Origin of the sequence: Salinimicrobium sp. TH3 (assembly GCF_026676115.1) — a bacterium.
Taxonomy (GTDB): Bacteria; Bacteroidota; Bacteroidia; order Flavobacteriales; family Flavobacteriaceae; genus Salinimicrobium.
In genome coordinates, this window is the sequence record NZ_JAPONB010000007.1 from 162,405 (window position 1) to 177,613 (window position 15,209).

Annotated in this window: 13 protein-coding genes; 11 read left to right on the forward strand and 2 right to left on the reverse strand. The window is 41.3% G+C overall.

Annotated elements, in window-relative coordinates:
• The first annotated feature begins 27 nt into the window (after positions 1-27).
• The 8 genes from OU683_RS12140 to guaB all read left to right on the forward strand — a co-directional run bounded on the left by OU683_RS12140 (position 28) and on the right by guaB (position 10,717).
• Positions 28-1,050 (forward strand): quinone-dependent dihydroorotate dehydrogenase, encoded by a 1,023-nt coding sequence (locus tag OU683_RS12140; protein WP_268138655.1) that lies wholly within the window; start codon positions 28-30, stop codon positions 1,048-1,050.
• Complete coding sequence (locus tag OU683_RS12145; RefSeq protein WP_268138657.1) at positions 1,047-1,664, forward strand: LysE family translocator; 618 nt, start codon at positions 1,047-1,049, stop codon at positions 1,662-1,664. Before OU683_RS12140 ends, OU683_RS12145 begins: the two co-directional genes overlap by 4 nt.
• Positions 1,665-1,930: 266 nt before the next feature.
• Positions 1,931-2,794, forward strand: coding sequence for a hydroxymethylglutaryl-CoA lyase (locus OU683_RS12150; protein WP_268138659.1), 864 nt, complete (start codon positions 1,931-1,933; stop codon positions 2,792-2,794).
• A 128-nt stretch (positions 2,795-2,922) separates the two neighbouring features.
• Complete coding sequence (locus OU683_RS12155; protein WP_268138661.1) at positions 2,923-4,134, forward strand: DUF4856 domain-containing protein; 1,212 nt, start codon at positions 2,923-2,925, stop codon at positions 4,132-4,134.
• Positions 4,135-4,249: 115 nt separating this feature from the next.
• Positions 4,250-5,365, forward strand: a complete 1,116-nt coding sequence (locus tag OU683_RS12160; protein ID WP_268138663.1) for an imelysin family protein — start codon at positions 4,250-4,252, stop codon at positions 5,363-5,365.
• Between the two features lie 3 nt (positions 5,366-5,368).
• Complete coding sequence (locus OU683_RS12165; RefSeq protein WP_268138665.1) at positions 5,369-6,733, forward strand: HTTM domain-containing protein; 1,365 nt, start codon at positions 5,369-5,371, stop codon at positions 6,731-6,733.
• On the forward strand, positions 6,711-9,143 hold the full coding sequence (locus tag OU683_RS12170; protein WP_268138667.1) for a TonB-dependent receptor: 2,433 nt from the start codon (positions 6,711-6,713) through the stop codon (positions 9,141-9,143). Before OU683_RS12165 ends, OU683_RS12170 begins: the two co-directional genes overlap by 23 nt.
• 101 nt (positions 9,144-9,244) lie before the next feature.
• Positions 9,245-10,717, forward strand: a complete 1,473-nt coding sequence (gene guaB, locus OU683_RS12175; RefSeq protein WP_228912862.1) for an IMP dehydrogenase — start codon at positions 9,245-9,247, stop codon at positions 10,715-10,717.
• Positions 10,718-10,984: 267 nt separating this feature from the next.
• Here guaB and OU683_RS12180 read toward each other — a convergent pair whose 3' ends face one another.
• Together OU683_RS12180 and OU683_RS12185 are read right to left on the reverse strand one after the other, a co-directional pair.
• The gene (locus tag OU683_RS12180) at positions 10,985-11,494 is read right to left on the reverse strand and encodes an OmpH/Skp family outer membrane protein (RefSeq protein ID WP_268138669.1); all 510 of its coding nucleotides are present in this window, start codon (positions 11,492-11,494) and stop codon (positions 10,985-10,987) included.
• 71 nt (positions 11,495-11,565) lie between these two features.
• Positions 11,566-11,928, reverse strand: a complete 363-nt coding sequence (locus OU683_RS12185) for a hypothetical protein (protein WP_326493553.1) — start codon at positions 11,926-11,928, stop codon at positions 11,566-11,568.
• A 57-nt stretch (positions 11,929-11,985) separates the two neighbouring features.
• Here OU683_RS12185 and OU683_RS12190 point away from each other — a divergent pair, with 57 nt between their 5' ends.
• From OU683_RS12190 to OU683_RS12200, 3 genes are read left to right on the forward strand one after another with little or no spacing between them, the layout of a single operon-like run.
• Positions 11,986-12,810, forward strand: a complete 825-nt coding sequence (locus OU683_RS12190; RefSeq protein ID WP_268138671.1) for a peptidyl-prolyl cis-trans isomerase — start codon at positions 11,986-11,988, stop codon at positions 12,808-12,810.
• Positions 12,773-14,221, forward strand: coding sequence for a peptidylprolyl isomerase (locus tag OU683_RS12195; RefSeq protein WP_268138673.1), 1,449 nt, complete (start codon positions 12,773-12,775; stop codon positions 14,219-14,221). The genes OU683_RS12190 and OU683_RS12195 overlap by 38 nt, the downstream gene beginning before the upstream one ends.
• An 18-nt stretch (positions 14,222-14,239) precedes the next feature.
• On the forward strand, positions 14,240-15,193 hold the full coding sequence (locus OU683_RS12200; protein WP_268138675.1) for an AAA family ATPase: 954 nt from the start codon (positions 14,240-14,242) through the stop codon (positions 15,191-15,193).
• The last annotated feature ends 16 nt before the right edge of the window (positions 15,194-15,209 follow it).

The following is a 15,209-nucleotide window of genomic DNA, read 5'->3' on the forward strand; positions in this document are numbered from 1 at the left end:
GTGTTAATTTTGTTTAAAATATCCTTCATGTATCAAAAGATCATCCGTCCACTCCTATTTAATATTGATCCTGAAAAAGTCCATTATTTTACCTTTTCCCTACTTCGGAAATTGTTTTTTCTTCCGTGGAGCCAAAAGCTGGTTAGAAAAAAGTTTGTTGTTGAAGATAAACGGCTGGAAAGGGAAGTCTTCGGAATAAAATTTCCGAATCCTGTAGGATTGGCTGCAGGTTTCGATAAGGATGCAAAACTTTATAAGGAGCTGTCGAATTTTGGTTTCGGTTTTATTGAGATAGGTACACTTACTCCTAAGCCTCAACCGGGCAATGAGAAGAAAAGACTTTTCAGGCTAAAGGAGGATAAGGCGATCATTAACAGGATGGGTTTCAATAACGGCGGGGTGGCCGAAGCTGTTGAAAGACTGAAAAAGAACGACGGAGTTCTAATTGGGGGAAATATTGGAAAAAATAAGATCACCACGAATGAAAATGCAGTAGATGATTATTTGATCTGCTTTAATGCCCTTTTTGAGCATGTAGATTATTTTGTGGTCAACGTGAGTTCTCCAAATACGCCGAATCTTCGGGAGCTTCAGGATAAGGAGCCACTCACGAAACTATTAAACACCTTACAACAGGAAAACCTGAAGCGTCCAGGTCACAAACCAATCCTGCTTAAAATAGCTCCAGATCTTACCGACTCTCAACTGCTCGACATTATTGACATTATCAAAGAAACCGGTATTGCAGGTGTCATAGCCACCAATACTACAATATCCAGAGAAGGCTTAACATCAAAAGATAAAGAAGAGTCAGGTGGGTTAAGCGGAAAACCTCTCACTAAACGTGCTACAGAGGTGATTCGATTTTTGTCTGAAAAGAGTAACAAAGCTTTCCCCATCATTGGAGTGGGCGGGATCATGACCCCCGAAGATGCCATTGAAAAACTGGAAGCAGGGGCCAGCCTTGTGCAGCTATATACAGGGTTTATATATGAAGGACCGCAATTGGTGAAAAATATCAACCTGGAAATCCTAAAGCGGTCTAAGTGATCTCAGAAATAATTCCATTTCTCACCGCCTCGATCCTGCTGACGCTTTCTCCCGGCCCGGATATTATTTATGTGCTGGTGCAGGGGATGACAAATGGGAAGAAATATGGAATTGTCACTGCTTTAGGATTAATTTCGGGAATTATAATTCACACCAGCCTGGTAGCTTTTGGGATCTCGGCTGTAATTAAACAATCTGAAACTTTATTTCTCCTAATAAAAGCTTTTGGAGCAGCTTATTTGTTTTACCTCGCGTGGCAGGTCTACAGGAGTAAACCTGCAATCAATGTTGATACAGATATTAGCAGCAATAGGAAGGAGCTAACATCCCTCTATAAAAAGGGATTTTTGATGAATGTTTTAAATCCTAAGGTAGCGATCTTCTTCCTTGCCTTTTTTCCCGGATTTCTGTGGGAGCCCAATGGTAATACTGTAATGCAGTTCTATATTTTGGGATTCCTGTTTATGTTGCAGGCTTTCCTCATCTTTTCGGCCGTGGCAATTCTGGCAGGAAAGATCTCTCTCTACCTTCAGAAACATCCAAATTCCGGAAAGGTCTTCAAGTGGCTGCAGGTGGTGGTGTTTGTGGGGATCGGGATATTTATATTAGTATAGAGTAGTTAGTATTGAGTATTGAGAAGATGCTTTTGGCTTCTAACTGTTGACTTTTGACTTTTTTCGAATAAGCGCTGGCGCGGATTTGCAATCCGTGCCGAGTTACCAAATTATTTCCCGCTGATCCCGCAGATTTACCCCGAACAATTTTGATTTTTTAATTTTGATTCTTAAATCCCATCCGTTGGCGCGGATTTCTAATCCGTGTCGATGTTCAAAACATATCTCAATTCTCATATCTCAAATCTAAACTCTATATTTGGCCTATGGCGCAGATCAAGATTATTGAATGTCCGCGGGACGCGATGCAGGGAATAAAGGAATTTATTCCTACAGAAAAAAAAGTTCAGTACATACAATCTCTCTTGCGTTGCGGATTCGACACTATCGACTTCGGAAGTTTCGTTTCGCCTAAGGCCATTCCGCAGATGGCCGACACAGCTGAAGTTCTGTCAAGGCTTGACCTTTCCCGTACCCAAAGCAAGCTGCTTGCTATAGTTGCCAATACGAGGGGTGCCGAAAATGCCTCCAAACATCCCGAGATACAGTACCTGGGTTATCCTTTTTCTATTTCAGAAAATTTCCAGATGCGTAATACTCATAAAACCATAGCCGAATCTGTGGAAACGCTGCAGGAAATCCTAAATATTGCAGATGCTTCAGGAAAAGAGGTGGTTGCCTATCTTTCCATGGGCTTTGGTAATCCTTATGGAGATCCATGGAATGTGGAGATCGTAGGAGAGTGGACCGAGAAGCTTTCAGGAATGGGGGTTAAGATCCTTTCCCTGTCTGATACTATTGGGAGTTCCACTCCCGAAGTTATTGAATATCTTTTTTCCAACCTTATCCCGAAGTATCCTAAAATTGAATTTGGGGCGCATCTCCATACTACTCCCACTAAATGGTTCGAAAAAGTAGACGCTGCTGCTCGATCTGGCTGCACAAGGTTTGACGGTGCCATACAGGGTTTTGGGGGTTGTCCTATGGCAAAAGACGAATTGACCGGTAATATGCCCACAGAAAAATTACTTTCCTATTTCACTTCGAAGAAAATGGACACGAATGTAAAAATGATGAGCTTTGAAGCGTCTCACAATGAGGCGACAAAGATTTTTTCAGTTTATCATTAAGTTTCTCAATAACTTTTAACAATTCTATAATTATTTATTATTTAAAATAATTCCAAATAAGGTTTGGTGGCTGAAGCCCGTCCTTTATATTTGCGGTATTATTTTAAATAAGTCTAAATAAAATAGAAATGAAAAAATCTTTATTCGCAGCCTTGTTAGGAGGTTTGGCGCTTTCATCTTGTTCCTCAGATGATGATATCACAGTTGTTGAGCCTACTGTTGAAATTCCAACCAGTTATTCCTTTTCCAGGGAAGGGAGCACATCAGTAAGTTATAGCGGCCAGACAACCAGGCTGGAAATGTCAAAAGAGTTGTTTACTGCATTTAATGATTTTGACAACGCTACAGAAGAAAGCCTCTCCAATATGTTTGCGAATGAGAATAATCCTTTTTCTTCCGACGATTTAAATTCAAGTTCAAAAAGCGTAAAAAGCAAAGTGGCAGCTTCACAGGCCTACTTTTCTGGTAACTCTGTGGAGAGCAATGATATCAAAAATGAATTTGAAGGCTGGATTAGTCAGCAGGTAAATGAAGTTTTTCCAAATAAAGACCAGGTTGCTGCTGCGGGAGTGGCAGGACAAATTGCCGATGGTTCCAATGTGCGTTACGTAAATGCTCAGGGACTTGAGTTAAATCAGGTTTTTGCCAAAAGCCTTATTGGCGGATTGGTCGCAGATCAAATGCTTAATAATTATCTTTCAACAGCAGTGCTTGATGAGGGAGATAATATCGCAAACAACGATGCAAAAGTTCTGGAAGACGGAAAGAACTACACAACCATGGAGCACAAGTGGGATGAGGCATATGGATATCTTTATGGAGATTCTTCTATCCCTACAGATAATCCTAACAATGCTTTGGGTGAAAGTAATGACAAGCTTCTATTCAACTATTTGGGTAGAGTTGATGCTGATGATGATTTTGCCGGAATTGCTGAAGATGTTTTTGAAGCTTTTAAAACAGGACGTGCTGCCATTGTCGCAGGAGACTATGAACTTCGTGACGAGCAAACAGCCATCATCCAGGAGAATATTTCAAAAGTAATCGCGGTGCGTGCAGTATATTACCTGCAGGGTGGAAAAGAAGCTATCGCCAATGGAGAGATGGGTTCTGCCTTTCACGACCTGTCTGAAGGATTCGGATTCCTTTATAGCCTAAGATTTACTCATGATCCTGTTACGAATGCACCTCACCTTAGCAAATCTGAACTGGATACTTTTAAGGAGCAACTTTTAGCAGGAGAGAATGGTCTTTGGGATGTAGAGCCTGCAACTCTTGACGCCATTTCTGAAAGTATTGCAGAAGCTTTTGACTTTACTGTTGCCGAGGCGGCAGAGTAAACAGAGAAATAAAATTAACAGAGGCTGTCCAAAAAGTTACTTAATCGTCATTCTGAATTTATTTAAGGATCTTTTTAAAATTAAACTTTTTGGACAGTCTTTTCAACCTTATTATATGTTCAAGAAATTAGGTATTATTTTTTTCGTAGTAGTGGGAGTAGTGTCCTGTAATTCTGATGACGGGGGGAAAGAGAGTCCGGAAGGTTCTTTTGATCGGGGAGCGATGTTAGTCAACTGGGCAGACAATATTATTATACCTTCATATGAAGCCTTTGCCGAAACTACAGAGGATCTAAAAAACTCTGTTGCCGTTTTCAATGGGGATCCTTCCGCAGAAAACCTGGAGAGTTTAAGAGATGCTTATGAAGAAGCCTATCTGGCTTATCAAACTGTTGCACCATTCCGCATAGGAAAAGCAGAATCCACAAATTATCACCGTTTTCTCAATATTTATCCTGCCAGTGCAGCAACGATCCAGAATAATATTGAAAGTAACAGCTACAATCTGGAACTGCCGAGCTCTGTAGATGAGCAGGGTTTTCCTGCTGTTGATTTTCTTATTAATGGTCTGGGAGCTACAGATGCCGCTACCGTAGAATTTTACACCTCGAATGGGAATGCCGCAGTTTACCAACAGTATCTTCTTGATGTGGCGACCAGGATTGATGCTCTTACAGATGTGGTTCTGAATGACTGGAAGACCTCCTATAGAGACGTCTTTGTGAATAATACCAGTTCCTCCAGTACTGGGGCTGTAGATATATTTACAAATGACTATATCATGTACTATGAAATGCTGCTAAGGTCAGGTAAAATTGGGATTCCCGCCGGTGCATTTATCGGAAACCCTGCACCTGAAACTGCCGAAGCGTACTACTCTGATGGTCTTTCCAAAGAATTATATTTAAAAGCCCTAACTACGGTACAGGACTTTTTCAACGGAAAGCATTTTAACGGCAGTGGATCTGGCCCCAGCTACAAGCAGTACCTGGATTACCTGAACACGGTTAAAGGTGGAGCCGACCTTAGTGCCCTTATCAATGAGCAGTTTGAAAACATCAGGGAATTATCTTCAGGTCTGGATCCTGATCTTGCTGAACAGGTGAGAACAAATAACACGCTCATGCTACAGGTTTTTGATGCACTTCAAAAGAATGTGGTTCTGCTAAAGATCGACATGCTGCAGGCCCTGGATATAAGTATTGATTACGTAGATTCCGACGGTGATTAGGTAATGAACAATTTGATCTCAAACTATTTTAGAAAAGATTCGGAAGCCGCTCCTTTAGCGGTTTTCCGAATTTTTTTTGGAATCATGATGTTTGGCAGTATCCTTCGGTTCTGGCTTAACGGCTGGATCGAAAAACTTTATATCGCTCCCGATTTTTTCTTTTCTTACTACGGCTTTGAATGGGTTAAGCCACTGGGGAATTTCACCTATATTCTCTTCCTTCTTTGCGGGATTTCCGCATTAATGATCGCTTTCGGCTATAAATACAGATTAGCCACAATTACTTTTTTCCTGAGCTTCACCTATATCGAGCTCATGGATAAGACCACTTACCTCAATCATTACTATTTTATAAGTATCCTTGGATTTCTTCTGATATTCTTACCTGCATCTTCATATTTTTCAGTAGACGCTTATAGAGATCCAAAAAAGGCATTTCAGAGGGTGCCTTCCTGGTGCATCGACAGCATCAAATTACTATTAGCCATGGTGTACTTTTATGCCGGGCTGGCGAAAATAAATTCAGATTGGCTTTTTAGGGCTATGCCTTTAAAGATCTGGCTTCCGTCAAATTACGACCTTCCTCTCCTGGGTGATCTTTTGCAGCAGGAATGGGTTCATTATTTTTTTAGCTGGACAGGGATGATCTACGACCTGGCCATTCCTTTTCTCTTATTTTTTAGGAAGACACGGCGTCTTGCATTTGTGCTGGTCGTTGTTTTCCATGTGTTAACAAGGATACTCTTTCCAATCGGAATGTTTCCTTATATCATGATCGTGAGTGCCCTCATCTTCTTTGATACCGGTTTACACCATAAGATCCTTCAAAAAATTTCTAGCTTGATCAAAATTTCAAAATCTCGTTTTGACAATGCCAAAACCTTCCATTACCTTCCAAAAAAGCGAAAAATATTGCTTTCTTTTCTCAGCTTGTTCTTTTTGATCCAGTTCCTTTTTCCGTGGCGGTACCTGCTATATCCGGGAGAGCTGTTCTGGACAGAAGAAGGCTTCAGGTTTTCCTGGAGAGTGATGTTGATGGAAAAAGCCGGTTATGCTCAGTTCAGGATCGTCGACAGGGAGAATGGAAAAAGCTTCTATGTCAATAATGGCAATTTTCTAACTCCTTTCCAGGAAAAACAAATGTCTTTTCAGCCCGATTTTATTCTTCAGTACGCTCATTTTCTTGGCGATCATTATAGAAAAAAAGGAATTGAGCAGGTTGAGGTTTATGTGGATAGCCACGTCGCCCTCAATGGAAGAAAAAGTACCCCCTTTATAAACCCCCGGGTCAATTTGCTTGAACATCAGGACACGTTCAGGCAAAAAACCTTTATTTTACCATTTAATGATACCATCAAAGGTCTTTAGTTTTTTACTTTGTTCACTATTTTCCCTTAGTGCTGTGGCGCAGTTTTCTTTAAGCGGAAAAATTATCTCTTCAGAAACCCAGGCTCCTGTGCCCGATGCAGAGATCTATAACCGAACTACAGGAAATCTTATTACTACCGATGAAAACGGAAGGTTTGTTATTGAAGATCTACCCGCCGGGAATTATGATCTGGCCATCTTTAGTTATCAATTTCAAGTACTGGAGAGAAAAATTGAACTTTCAGAAGACAGGGAGATTGTTTTCGAACTTGCTCCCCTGGCAGAAACTCTTTCTGAAGTAGTCCTCATAGAAAGGCGAAAGGAGATTTTTGCGCTTCGTAATCTTAAAAAGGTTGAAGGTACAGCCATTTATGCAGGGAAGAAATCTGAAGTTGTCCTTATGGAAGAGATCACCGGAAATCTTGCTGCCAACAACTCCCGTCAGATCTACAATCAGGTGGTGGGACTAAACATCTATGACAATGGTGATGCCGGTCTACAGCTGAATATTGGGGGGCGCGGGCTGGATCCCAACCGAACCCAGAACTTCAATACCCGCCAAAACGGCTATGATATTTCTGCAGATGTTTTGGGTTATCCTGAAAGTTATTACACTCCTCCCGCAGAAGCCCTTAGCGAGATCCAGGTGATTCGTGGGGCGGCTTCCCTGCAGTATGGAACACAGTTTGGCGGACTTATTAATTTCAAATTCAGGAAGCCCAATCCTTATAAAAAAATTGAGCTGGTGACAAGGCAATCTGTCGGCTCCTTTGACCTCTTCACCAGCTTCAACAGCCTGAGTGGGACTGTAGGGAAGTTTAGTTACTACACTTATTATAACTATAAATCAGGGAATGGATTCAGAGAAAATTCAGGATATGAATCCCACAATGCATTTGCCCATTTTGGATGGGAATTTAGCGAGGATACAAAAGTTTCTTTCGAGTACACTTTTCTCGATTATCTCGCTCAGCAGCCGGGAGGTTTAACCGATTTTCAGTTTTATAAAAATCCCGATTTTAGTAACAGGGAGAGAAATTGGTTTGATGTCAACTGGAATCTTTGGGCTCTTAAATTTGAACATAAATTCTCTCAAAAAACCGATTTCACATTTAATTTCTTCGGCCTGGATGCTTCGAGAAAAGCCCTGGGCTTTCGCCAAAACAGGGTGTCACAAGCAGATGATCCATTGGAGGCAAGAGAGCTTTTAACAGACAACTTCAACAATTGGGGGGCAGAAGCAAGAATTCTCACGAGATATAACCTTTTTGATGAGGAGTCGGTCCTGCTTTTAGGAAGTAAATACTACACTGCCAAAAATGAGCAGCGGCAAGGCCCCGGAACTGCAGCTTCAGGTCCTGATTTTACGTTCGCAGCAGAACAATTTCCAAATTACACAAGACAGTCCGAATTTGTTTTCCCAAACAGGAACATTGCGTTTTTTGGAGAGAACATCTTCAACTTAACCGGAAAATTCTCTGTTACTCCGGGATTTAGGTTCGAATATATAAACACCCAAAGCGAAGGAAGCTACAAAGATATTCAGCTGGACCTTGCCGGGAATATTTTAAAAAACGAAACGCTGCAGGACAACAGACAGTTTGAACGGAGTTTTGTTCTGCTGGGGCTTGGAGCCAGTTATGAATTGGAGGGAGCAGAGATCTACGGGAATATTTCTCAAAATTATCGCTCTGTGACTTTTAATGATATTCGGGTAGTAAACCCGGTTTTTAAACTGGATCCGGATATTAGTGATGAAGAAGGCTTTACGGCCGATATTGGGGTGAGGGGGAGATTGAAAAAATTTCTTTCTTATGATCTTAGCGTCTTTGCCCTTCAATACAACGAACGGATTGGCGAAGATTTTGTGCCTGCAACAGCGGTGCGTTTTCGTGGAAATATTGGAGATGCTTTTATTTACGGTCTTGAAACTTTTGCAGACTGGAACATCAAAAACACCTTTTTTAAGGGGGCAGATGATTATATAGCCGGTGCATTTGTGAATGCGGCTTTTACCGAATCTGAATATACTAGTTCAGATAGGAACAATGTGGAGGGGAACCAGGTTGAATTTATACCTGCAGTAAATGTGAAAACAGGAGTGGATTTTGGATTTAGGAATTTCCTGGGAAGCCTTCAATATACCTATTTGTCAAAACAATTTACAGATGCGACCAATGCGCCCCAGGTAAAGAGTGATTCCCAACGTGGGATCGAAGGTGCAATTCCTGCATATGGTATTATGGATTTATCGCTATCCTACAAGTATAAGATCTTCAGGTTGGAAACGGGAATTAACAACCTGCTCGATAATTCCTATTTTACAAACAGGGCGACAGGATACCCGGGCCCGGGAATTATTCCGGCGCAACCCTTGACCTGGTACACTTCTCTGCAAATGAAGTTGTAGCGACTTTTGTTTCTGGTTGAAGAAAAGCAAATTAAAATTAGAATACTTCTGCTTTGTGGCATAAAGGATGTATATTTGCACGCAATTAAATCTTAATTGCTATGATCGCACACACCTCCAGGATACTGGGCGAAGGACTTACCTACGATGACGTACTTTTAGTCCCTGCCTTTTCAGAAATCCTTCCCCGCGAAGTTAAAATTCAGTCAAAATTCACCCGCAACATCACGTTAAATGTGCCTATAGTTTCCGCAGCTATGGATACAGTTACCGAGTCACGTATGGCTATTGCCATGGCGCGTGAAGGAGGAATTGGAGTACTTCATAAGAACATGACTGCCGAAGAGCAGGCGCTTAAGGTTCGAAAAGTGAAGCGGGCCGAGAGCGGGATGATCATTGATCCTATAACTTTGCCTATTACCGCAAAGGTGCGTGATGCAAAAGAAAATATGCGGGAGCACAGCATTGGGGGAATTCCTATTGTGGACAAAGAAGGAAAATTGTTGGGCATCGTTACAAACCGTGACCTTAGATTTGAAAAGAACAATGACCGGCCAATTTCAGAAGTGATGACTTCTGAAAATCTTGTTACTGTAGCCGAAGGGACTTCCCTTGAAGAGGCCGAAGTGATATTACAGCAGAACAAGATCGAAAAACTTCCCGTAGTAAATTCTGAAGATAAACTGGTTGGTCTAATAACCTTCCGGGACATCACTAAACTTACTCAAAAACCAATTGCCAATAAAGATACCTACGGAAGACTTCGCGTTGCAGCCGCTATTGGGGTGACCGGAGATGCTGTTGAAAGGGCTGAAGCCTTGGTAAATGCAGGAGTGGACGCCATAGTGATCGACACGGCTCATGGACATACCAGGGGCGTAGTTACTGTGCTGAAAGAAGTGAAGAAAAAATTTCCAAACCTTGAGGTTATCGTTGGAAATATCGCAACTGCCGAAGCTGCCAAATATCTTGTAGAAGCCGGGGCAGATGCCGTAAAAGTTGGAATAGGACCCGGATCTATCTGTACAACCAGGATAGTGGCGGGAGTTGGTTTTCCACAGTTTTCAGCTGTACTTGAAGTGGCTGCCGCCATAAAAGGAAGCGGAGTTCCTGTGATTGCCGATGGGGGAATAAGATATACAGGTGATATTCCCAAGGCGCTTGCTGCAGGGGCAGATTGTGTGATGCTTGGATCTTTACTGGCAGGTACAAAAGAATCCCCGGGAGAAACCATTATCTACGAAGGACGGAAATTTAAATCCTACCGCGGAATGGGTTCTGTAGAAGCCATGAAGCAGGGATCTAAAGATCGATATTTCCAGGATGTGGAAGATGATATCAAAAAGCTGGTGCCAGAAGGGATCGTGGGACGGGTTCCTTATAAAGGAGACCTCTACGAAAGTATTCACCAGTTCATAGGGGGTCTTAGAGCCGGAATGGGTTACTGCGGTGCAAAAGATGTCGCCACGCTCCAGGAAACAGCAAAATTCGTGAAGATAACTGCTTCCGGTATTAATGAAAGTCATCCGCACAATGTGACTATTACTAAAGAATCACCAAACTACAGCAGGTAGTTTAAAAATAAAGAACCAAGAGGCAAGAGCCAAGAATCAGGACTTAAATATTTGAAGTTTATTTTGGGTTTTTTGATACGGTAGTAGTGATAAATCTCCTCTATCGAAGTTGATCTGACCAGGAGCAGATTTTAAGAAAATAAAAAAAGGAGGGTCTCAAAAATGTCATTTTTGAGACCCTCCTTTTTTTAGCAATGTCAATGATTTACAAGCAACTATTGGCCTGCACACTTGTTCACTTCTGACCACTGTCCACTGACCACTAATTTATTCCTTTACTTCAATCCCTAAAATATTCAGGACCTTAAGGGTAATGTCAGAATCCTGGGAAGAATAAGCCAGGTCATTTCCACCGGCATGGAAGATCTGCGTATAGTTTTCTTCCTTAATCACCTTCATCATAGCTTCATTGATCTTCTCGTAAAGAGGCTGGGTAAGTTCATTTCTCTTCATTTGGATCATGACAGTAGCTTTTTGCCGAAAGTTCTTAATATCATTTTCAAGATTAATGATCTCAGATTCTTTGGCTGTTCGATCTTCTTCAGAAAGGGTGGTGTTGTTCGCCTGATAATCCTTTACAAGGGTTTCATATGTTGCAACGTTCGATTCCAATTCTTTTTGAAGGTCGGTATTATAGGTTTTCAGGCCTTCATTAACCTCTGCCATTTCGGGCATTTGATTAAGGATATATTCGGCATCTATGGTTCCGATCTTTGACTGGGCAAAAGCTGAAATACTTAATAAAGCAAGACTTAAAACTAAAAGATATTTTTTCATGATTTGATATTGGTTTTCGCAAATATAAAGGAGCAGAGGCATTTATGAAGATTTTAAGAAATTATTTTTTTCTATTCTTCATATAGCTGTCCGCGATGGGGTTTTAGAGCATCCCGTACTGGACGCATTTCACTATCGGTAACTACAAGAAAAGCAATGACATGAGCTTCAGAAATTTTTTCTGAACCAACAACATTCATTGTTAATTGAGAGGTATTTACAAATTCCTGCAGGTGGATGGCATGATGGGCGGCAGTCGATTCGGCATCGGGTCCGCGAAAATCCCAGATGAGTTTTATTTTTCTTTCTTCGGGCATTGCTGTTGTTTTAGGTTTTGCTTCTCTACCAAAGCCGGGCCAAAAATATACTTTTTCGAATTTTCTTTCGTTTGACGTGCAGGTTGGTATACTCTTTGGAATTTGTATTTTTGGCAATTAATAATATTTCAAAATACTTTGTTAATAAAAAAAGGAATTTTCTCACTAGTTTTTTTGGGCTTTTTGACCGGAAGCTGCAATTTCCTGAACGAACCCGAGGAAAAGGAAGTGATTGCCCGCGTGAATGATGCCTATCTTTACAGAGATGATGTTGCTCCCCTGGTTTCCGAAAATACTTCAGCCGAAGACAGCACCTTACTTATAAATAATTTCATTACCCGCTGGGCCACTCAGAAGCTACTTCTTGACAGGGCCAGGGTAAACTTAAGTGGAGAACAGCAGGCCGAATTTGATCGCCTGGTGCAGAACTACAAGAATGAACTATATGCAAAGGCTTATACAGATGCGATCGTGGGACGCGAACTGGATACAAATATAACCCGTGAAGCAGCCGAAGCCTACTACGAGGAGAACGGGGAGAATTTTATTCTCAATGAGAACCTTGTAAAAGTGAGATATATTAATATTACCAAGAACAACAGTGATTTTGAAACCATAAAAACCCGCTTCCGCAGGTTTAATGAGGAGGACAAAATAGCCCTTCTCGACATGGCCATCCAGTTTAATTCCTATTCATTGAATGATTCGGTTTGGGTGAAGACAAAACAGGTTTACGATAAAATACGGCCTTTGAGCCCTCAGGACGATCCCGAATTCTTAAAAAATAAGAATTTTATGCAGCTTGAAGACTCATTAGGAGTATATTTGATCTCTGTTGAGGATGTTAGGCTTCGCAATGAACAGGCGCCTATTGAATATTCTTTGCCGGGTATAAAACAGATACTGCTTAATAAAAGAAAGCTGGATCTCATTAAGAAATTAGAAAAAGACATTACACAAGATGCTATTAAAAATGACGAATTTGAAATCTATAATTAAATCATTAGGACTGTTGCTGCTTATTTTTAGCGGGGGCAACATACAGTCGCAGGAAGTGATAGTTACCGATAGTACTGCTATTGGGATTGAAGCTGAGATCCAGGAAAAGATAAATGACAGGAGCGGTCGCTTTAAAGTAGATGGCGTGGCTGCAGTTATTGGAGATTTTGTCGTTCTTGAAAGCGATATCGACAAGATGTATCTTGAGCTTCAAAGCCAGGGCGTTTCCACAGAGGATGTTACCAATTGTAATCTTGCGGGACGTTTAATGGAAAACAAGCTATATGCACATCATGCAATACAGGATAGTATCATGGTATCTGATGCCGAGATCAATGCCAATATAGATCAACAGCTGGCTTATATGACCCAGCAGGTAGGTTCTCTTGAAAAAGTGCTTGAATTCTACAAAAAGGATAGTGAAGCTGAATTTAGAGCCGAACTATTCGAGATCAATAAGCAAAACAGACTTGCTTCAGAAATGCAACGCAAAATTGTTGATGCGGTTGAAATAACTCCTGAAGAGGTGAGAGCTTTTTTTACCGATATTCCTGAAGATGAACGCCCTGTGTTTGGAGATGAGGTTGAGATCGCACAAATTGTGGTAGAACCTGAAATTCCGCAGGAAGAAAAAACAGAGATAATCAATCGTCTTAACGAAATGAGAGCAGATGTGCTTGAAAATGGTGCAAGTTTTGCTACCAAGGCTGTTTTGTATTCAGATGATACATCATCAAGATCATCTGGAGGTAAAATTTCCCTCTCGCGAAAAGATCCTTTTGTAAAGGAATTTAAAGATGCAGCTTTCTCTCTTCAGGAAGGGGAAGTGAGTAAGCCTTTTAAAACTATTTATGGATACCATATTCTTACGGTTGAAAAAATTCGGGGACAGGTCGTAGACGTGCGTCATATCCTTTTAATTCCCGATGTTTCTGAAGAAACAAAACAGGAGGCTTTTAATAAGATCGATAATGTTAGAGAACGTATTACTAATAATGAGATTTCTTTCGCCGATGCAGCAAAAGAAGTTTCCGATGAAGAGGAAACCCGTGAGAGTGGCGGGAAATTAGTAAATCCTACCACCGGAGATACGCGATTTGAACTTACTAAAATTGATCCTTTGCTTTATGAGAAGGTCGTTAACCTAAAAGAAGGAGAGGTTTCAACTATTCTTACAGATCAGGACAATACCGGTAGACCATTTTACAAGATCATTACCGTGACCAACAGGTATTCTGAACATAAAGCTAATTATGCCCAGGACTACAACAAGATCAAAGAACTCGCCTTGAGGGACAAACAACTGGAGGCTATTGAAAAATGGCAAAAAGAGAAGATTGAAGAAACCTATGTCAAGGTGAATGGAGAATATAGAGATTGCGAATTCTCCAGCAACTGGCTAAAGAACTAAAAATACTATTTTCGAGGTATGACAGATGTAGAGGCAGTAAAGAATCTGGTCAACAGGCACCAACAATTAAGGCGTGAAATTGCCAAAAGGATTGTGGGACAGCAGCAGGTGGTAGACCAGATACTTTTATCTGTTTTTTCAGGGGGTCATTCGTTGCTTATTGGAGTACCCGGCCTTGCTAAAACCCTTATGGTCAATACCATTGCGCAGGCATTGGGGCTCAATTTCAAAAGAATTCAATTCACACCAGATTTAATGCCGAGTGACATCCTTGGATCTGAGATCCTGGATGAAAACCGGCATTTTAAATTTATAAAAGGTCCTGTCTTTGGAAATATCATCCTTGCCGATGAGATCAACAGGACTCCTCCCAAGACACAGGCAGCATTACTGGAAGCCATGCAGGAACGGGCAGTGACGGTGGCGGGACAGCATTATAAGCTGGACCTTCCTTACTTTGTACTGGCTACCCAAAACCCTATTGAGCAGGAAGGGACCTATCCATTACCAGAAGCGCAGCTCGATAGATTTATGTTCGCGATCAAACTCGAATATCCCTCTTTTGAAGAGGAGATAGAGGTTGTGAAAAGTACCACGGGTGATGAGGTAACAGAGATCAACTCTCTTTTTACAGCGCAGGAGATTGTGGATTTTCAGCATTTAATTAGAAGAATTCCTGTAGCCGACAATGTGGTGGAGTATGCTGTTAACCTTGTTGGAAAAACGCGTCCTGCAGGAGAAAGAGCAACGGCGCTTGTAAAAGAGTATGTTGATTGGGGTGCGGGACCAAGAGCTTCCCAAAACCTCATTTTAGGAGCCAAAGCAAATGCAGCTGTTCATGGTAAATTTTCTCCCGATATTGAAGATGTACAGGCAGTGGCTTACGGAATTCTAAGGCACCGGGTGATCAAGAATTACAAGGCCGAAGCTGAAGGAATTTCTGAAGAAGAGATTATAAAGAGCTTGTTCTAAGATCTTTTAGTATATT

What these genes read in the sequence shown, in the direction of transcription:
- OU683_RS12140 (WP_268138655.1), top strand. Translation starts at nt 28, where the DNA reads ATGTATCAAAAGATCATCCGTCCACTCCTATTTAATATTGATCCTGAA.
- OU683_RS12150 (WP_268138659.1), top strand. Translation starts at nt 1,931, where the DNA reads ATGGCGCAGATCAAGATTATTGAATGTCCGCGGGACGCGATGCAGGGA.
- OU683_RS12155 (WP_268138661.1), top strand. Translation starts at nt 2,923, where the DNA reads ATGAAAAAATCTTTATTCGCAGCCTTGTTAGGAGGTTTGGCGCTTTCA.
- OU683_RS12160 (WP_268138663.1), top strand. Translation starts at nt 4,250, where the DNA reads ATGTTCAAGAAATTAGGTATTATTTTTTTCGTAGTAGTGGGAGTAGTG.
- OU683_RS12165 (WP_268138665.1), top strand. Translation starts at nt 5,369, where the DNA reads ATGAACAATTTGATCTCAAACTATTTTAGAAAAGATTCGGAAGCCGCT.
- OU683_RS12170 (WP_268138667.1), top strand. Translation starts at nt 6,711, where the DNA reads ATGATACCATCAAAGGTCTTTAGTTTTTTACTTTGTTCACTATTTTCC.
- guaB (WP_228912862.1), top strand. Translation starts at nt 9,245, where the DNA reads ATGATCGCACACACCTCCAGGATACTGGGCGAAGGACTTACCTACGAT.
- OU683_RS12180 (WP_268138669.1), bottom strand. Translation starts at nt 11,494, where the DNA reads ATGAAAAAATATCTTTTAGTTTTAAGTCTTGCTTTATTAAGTATTTCA.
- OU683_RS12195 (WP_268138673.1), top strand. Translation starts at nt 12,773, where the DNA reads ATGCTATTAAAAATGACGAATTTGAAATCTATAATTAAATCATTAGGA.
- OU683_RS12200 (WP_268138675.1), top strand. Translation starts at nt 14,240, where the DNA reads ATGACAGATGTAGAGGCAGTAAAGAATCTGGTCAACAGGCACCAACAA.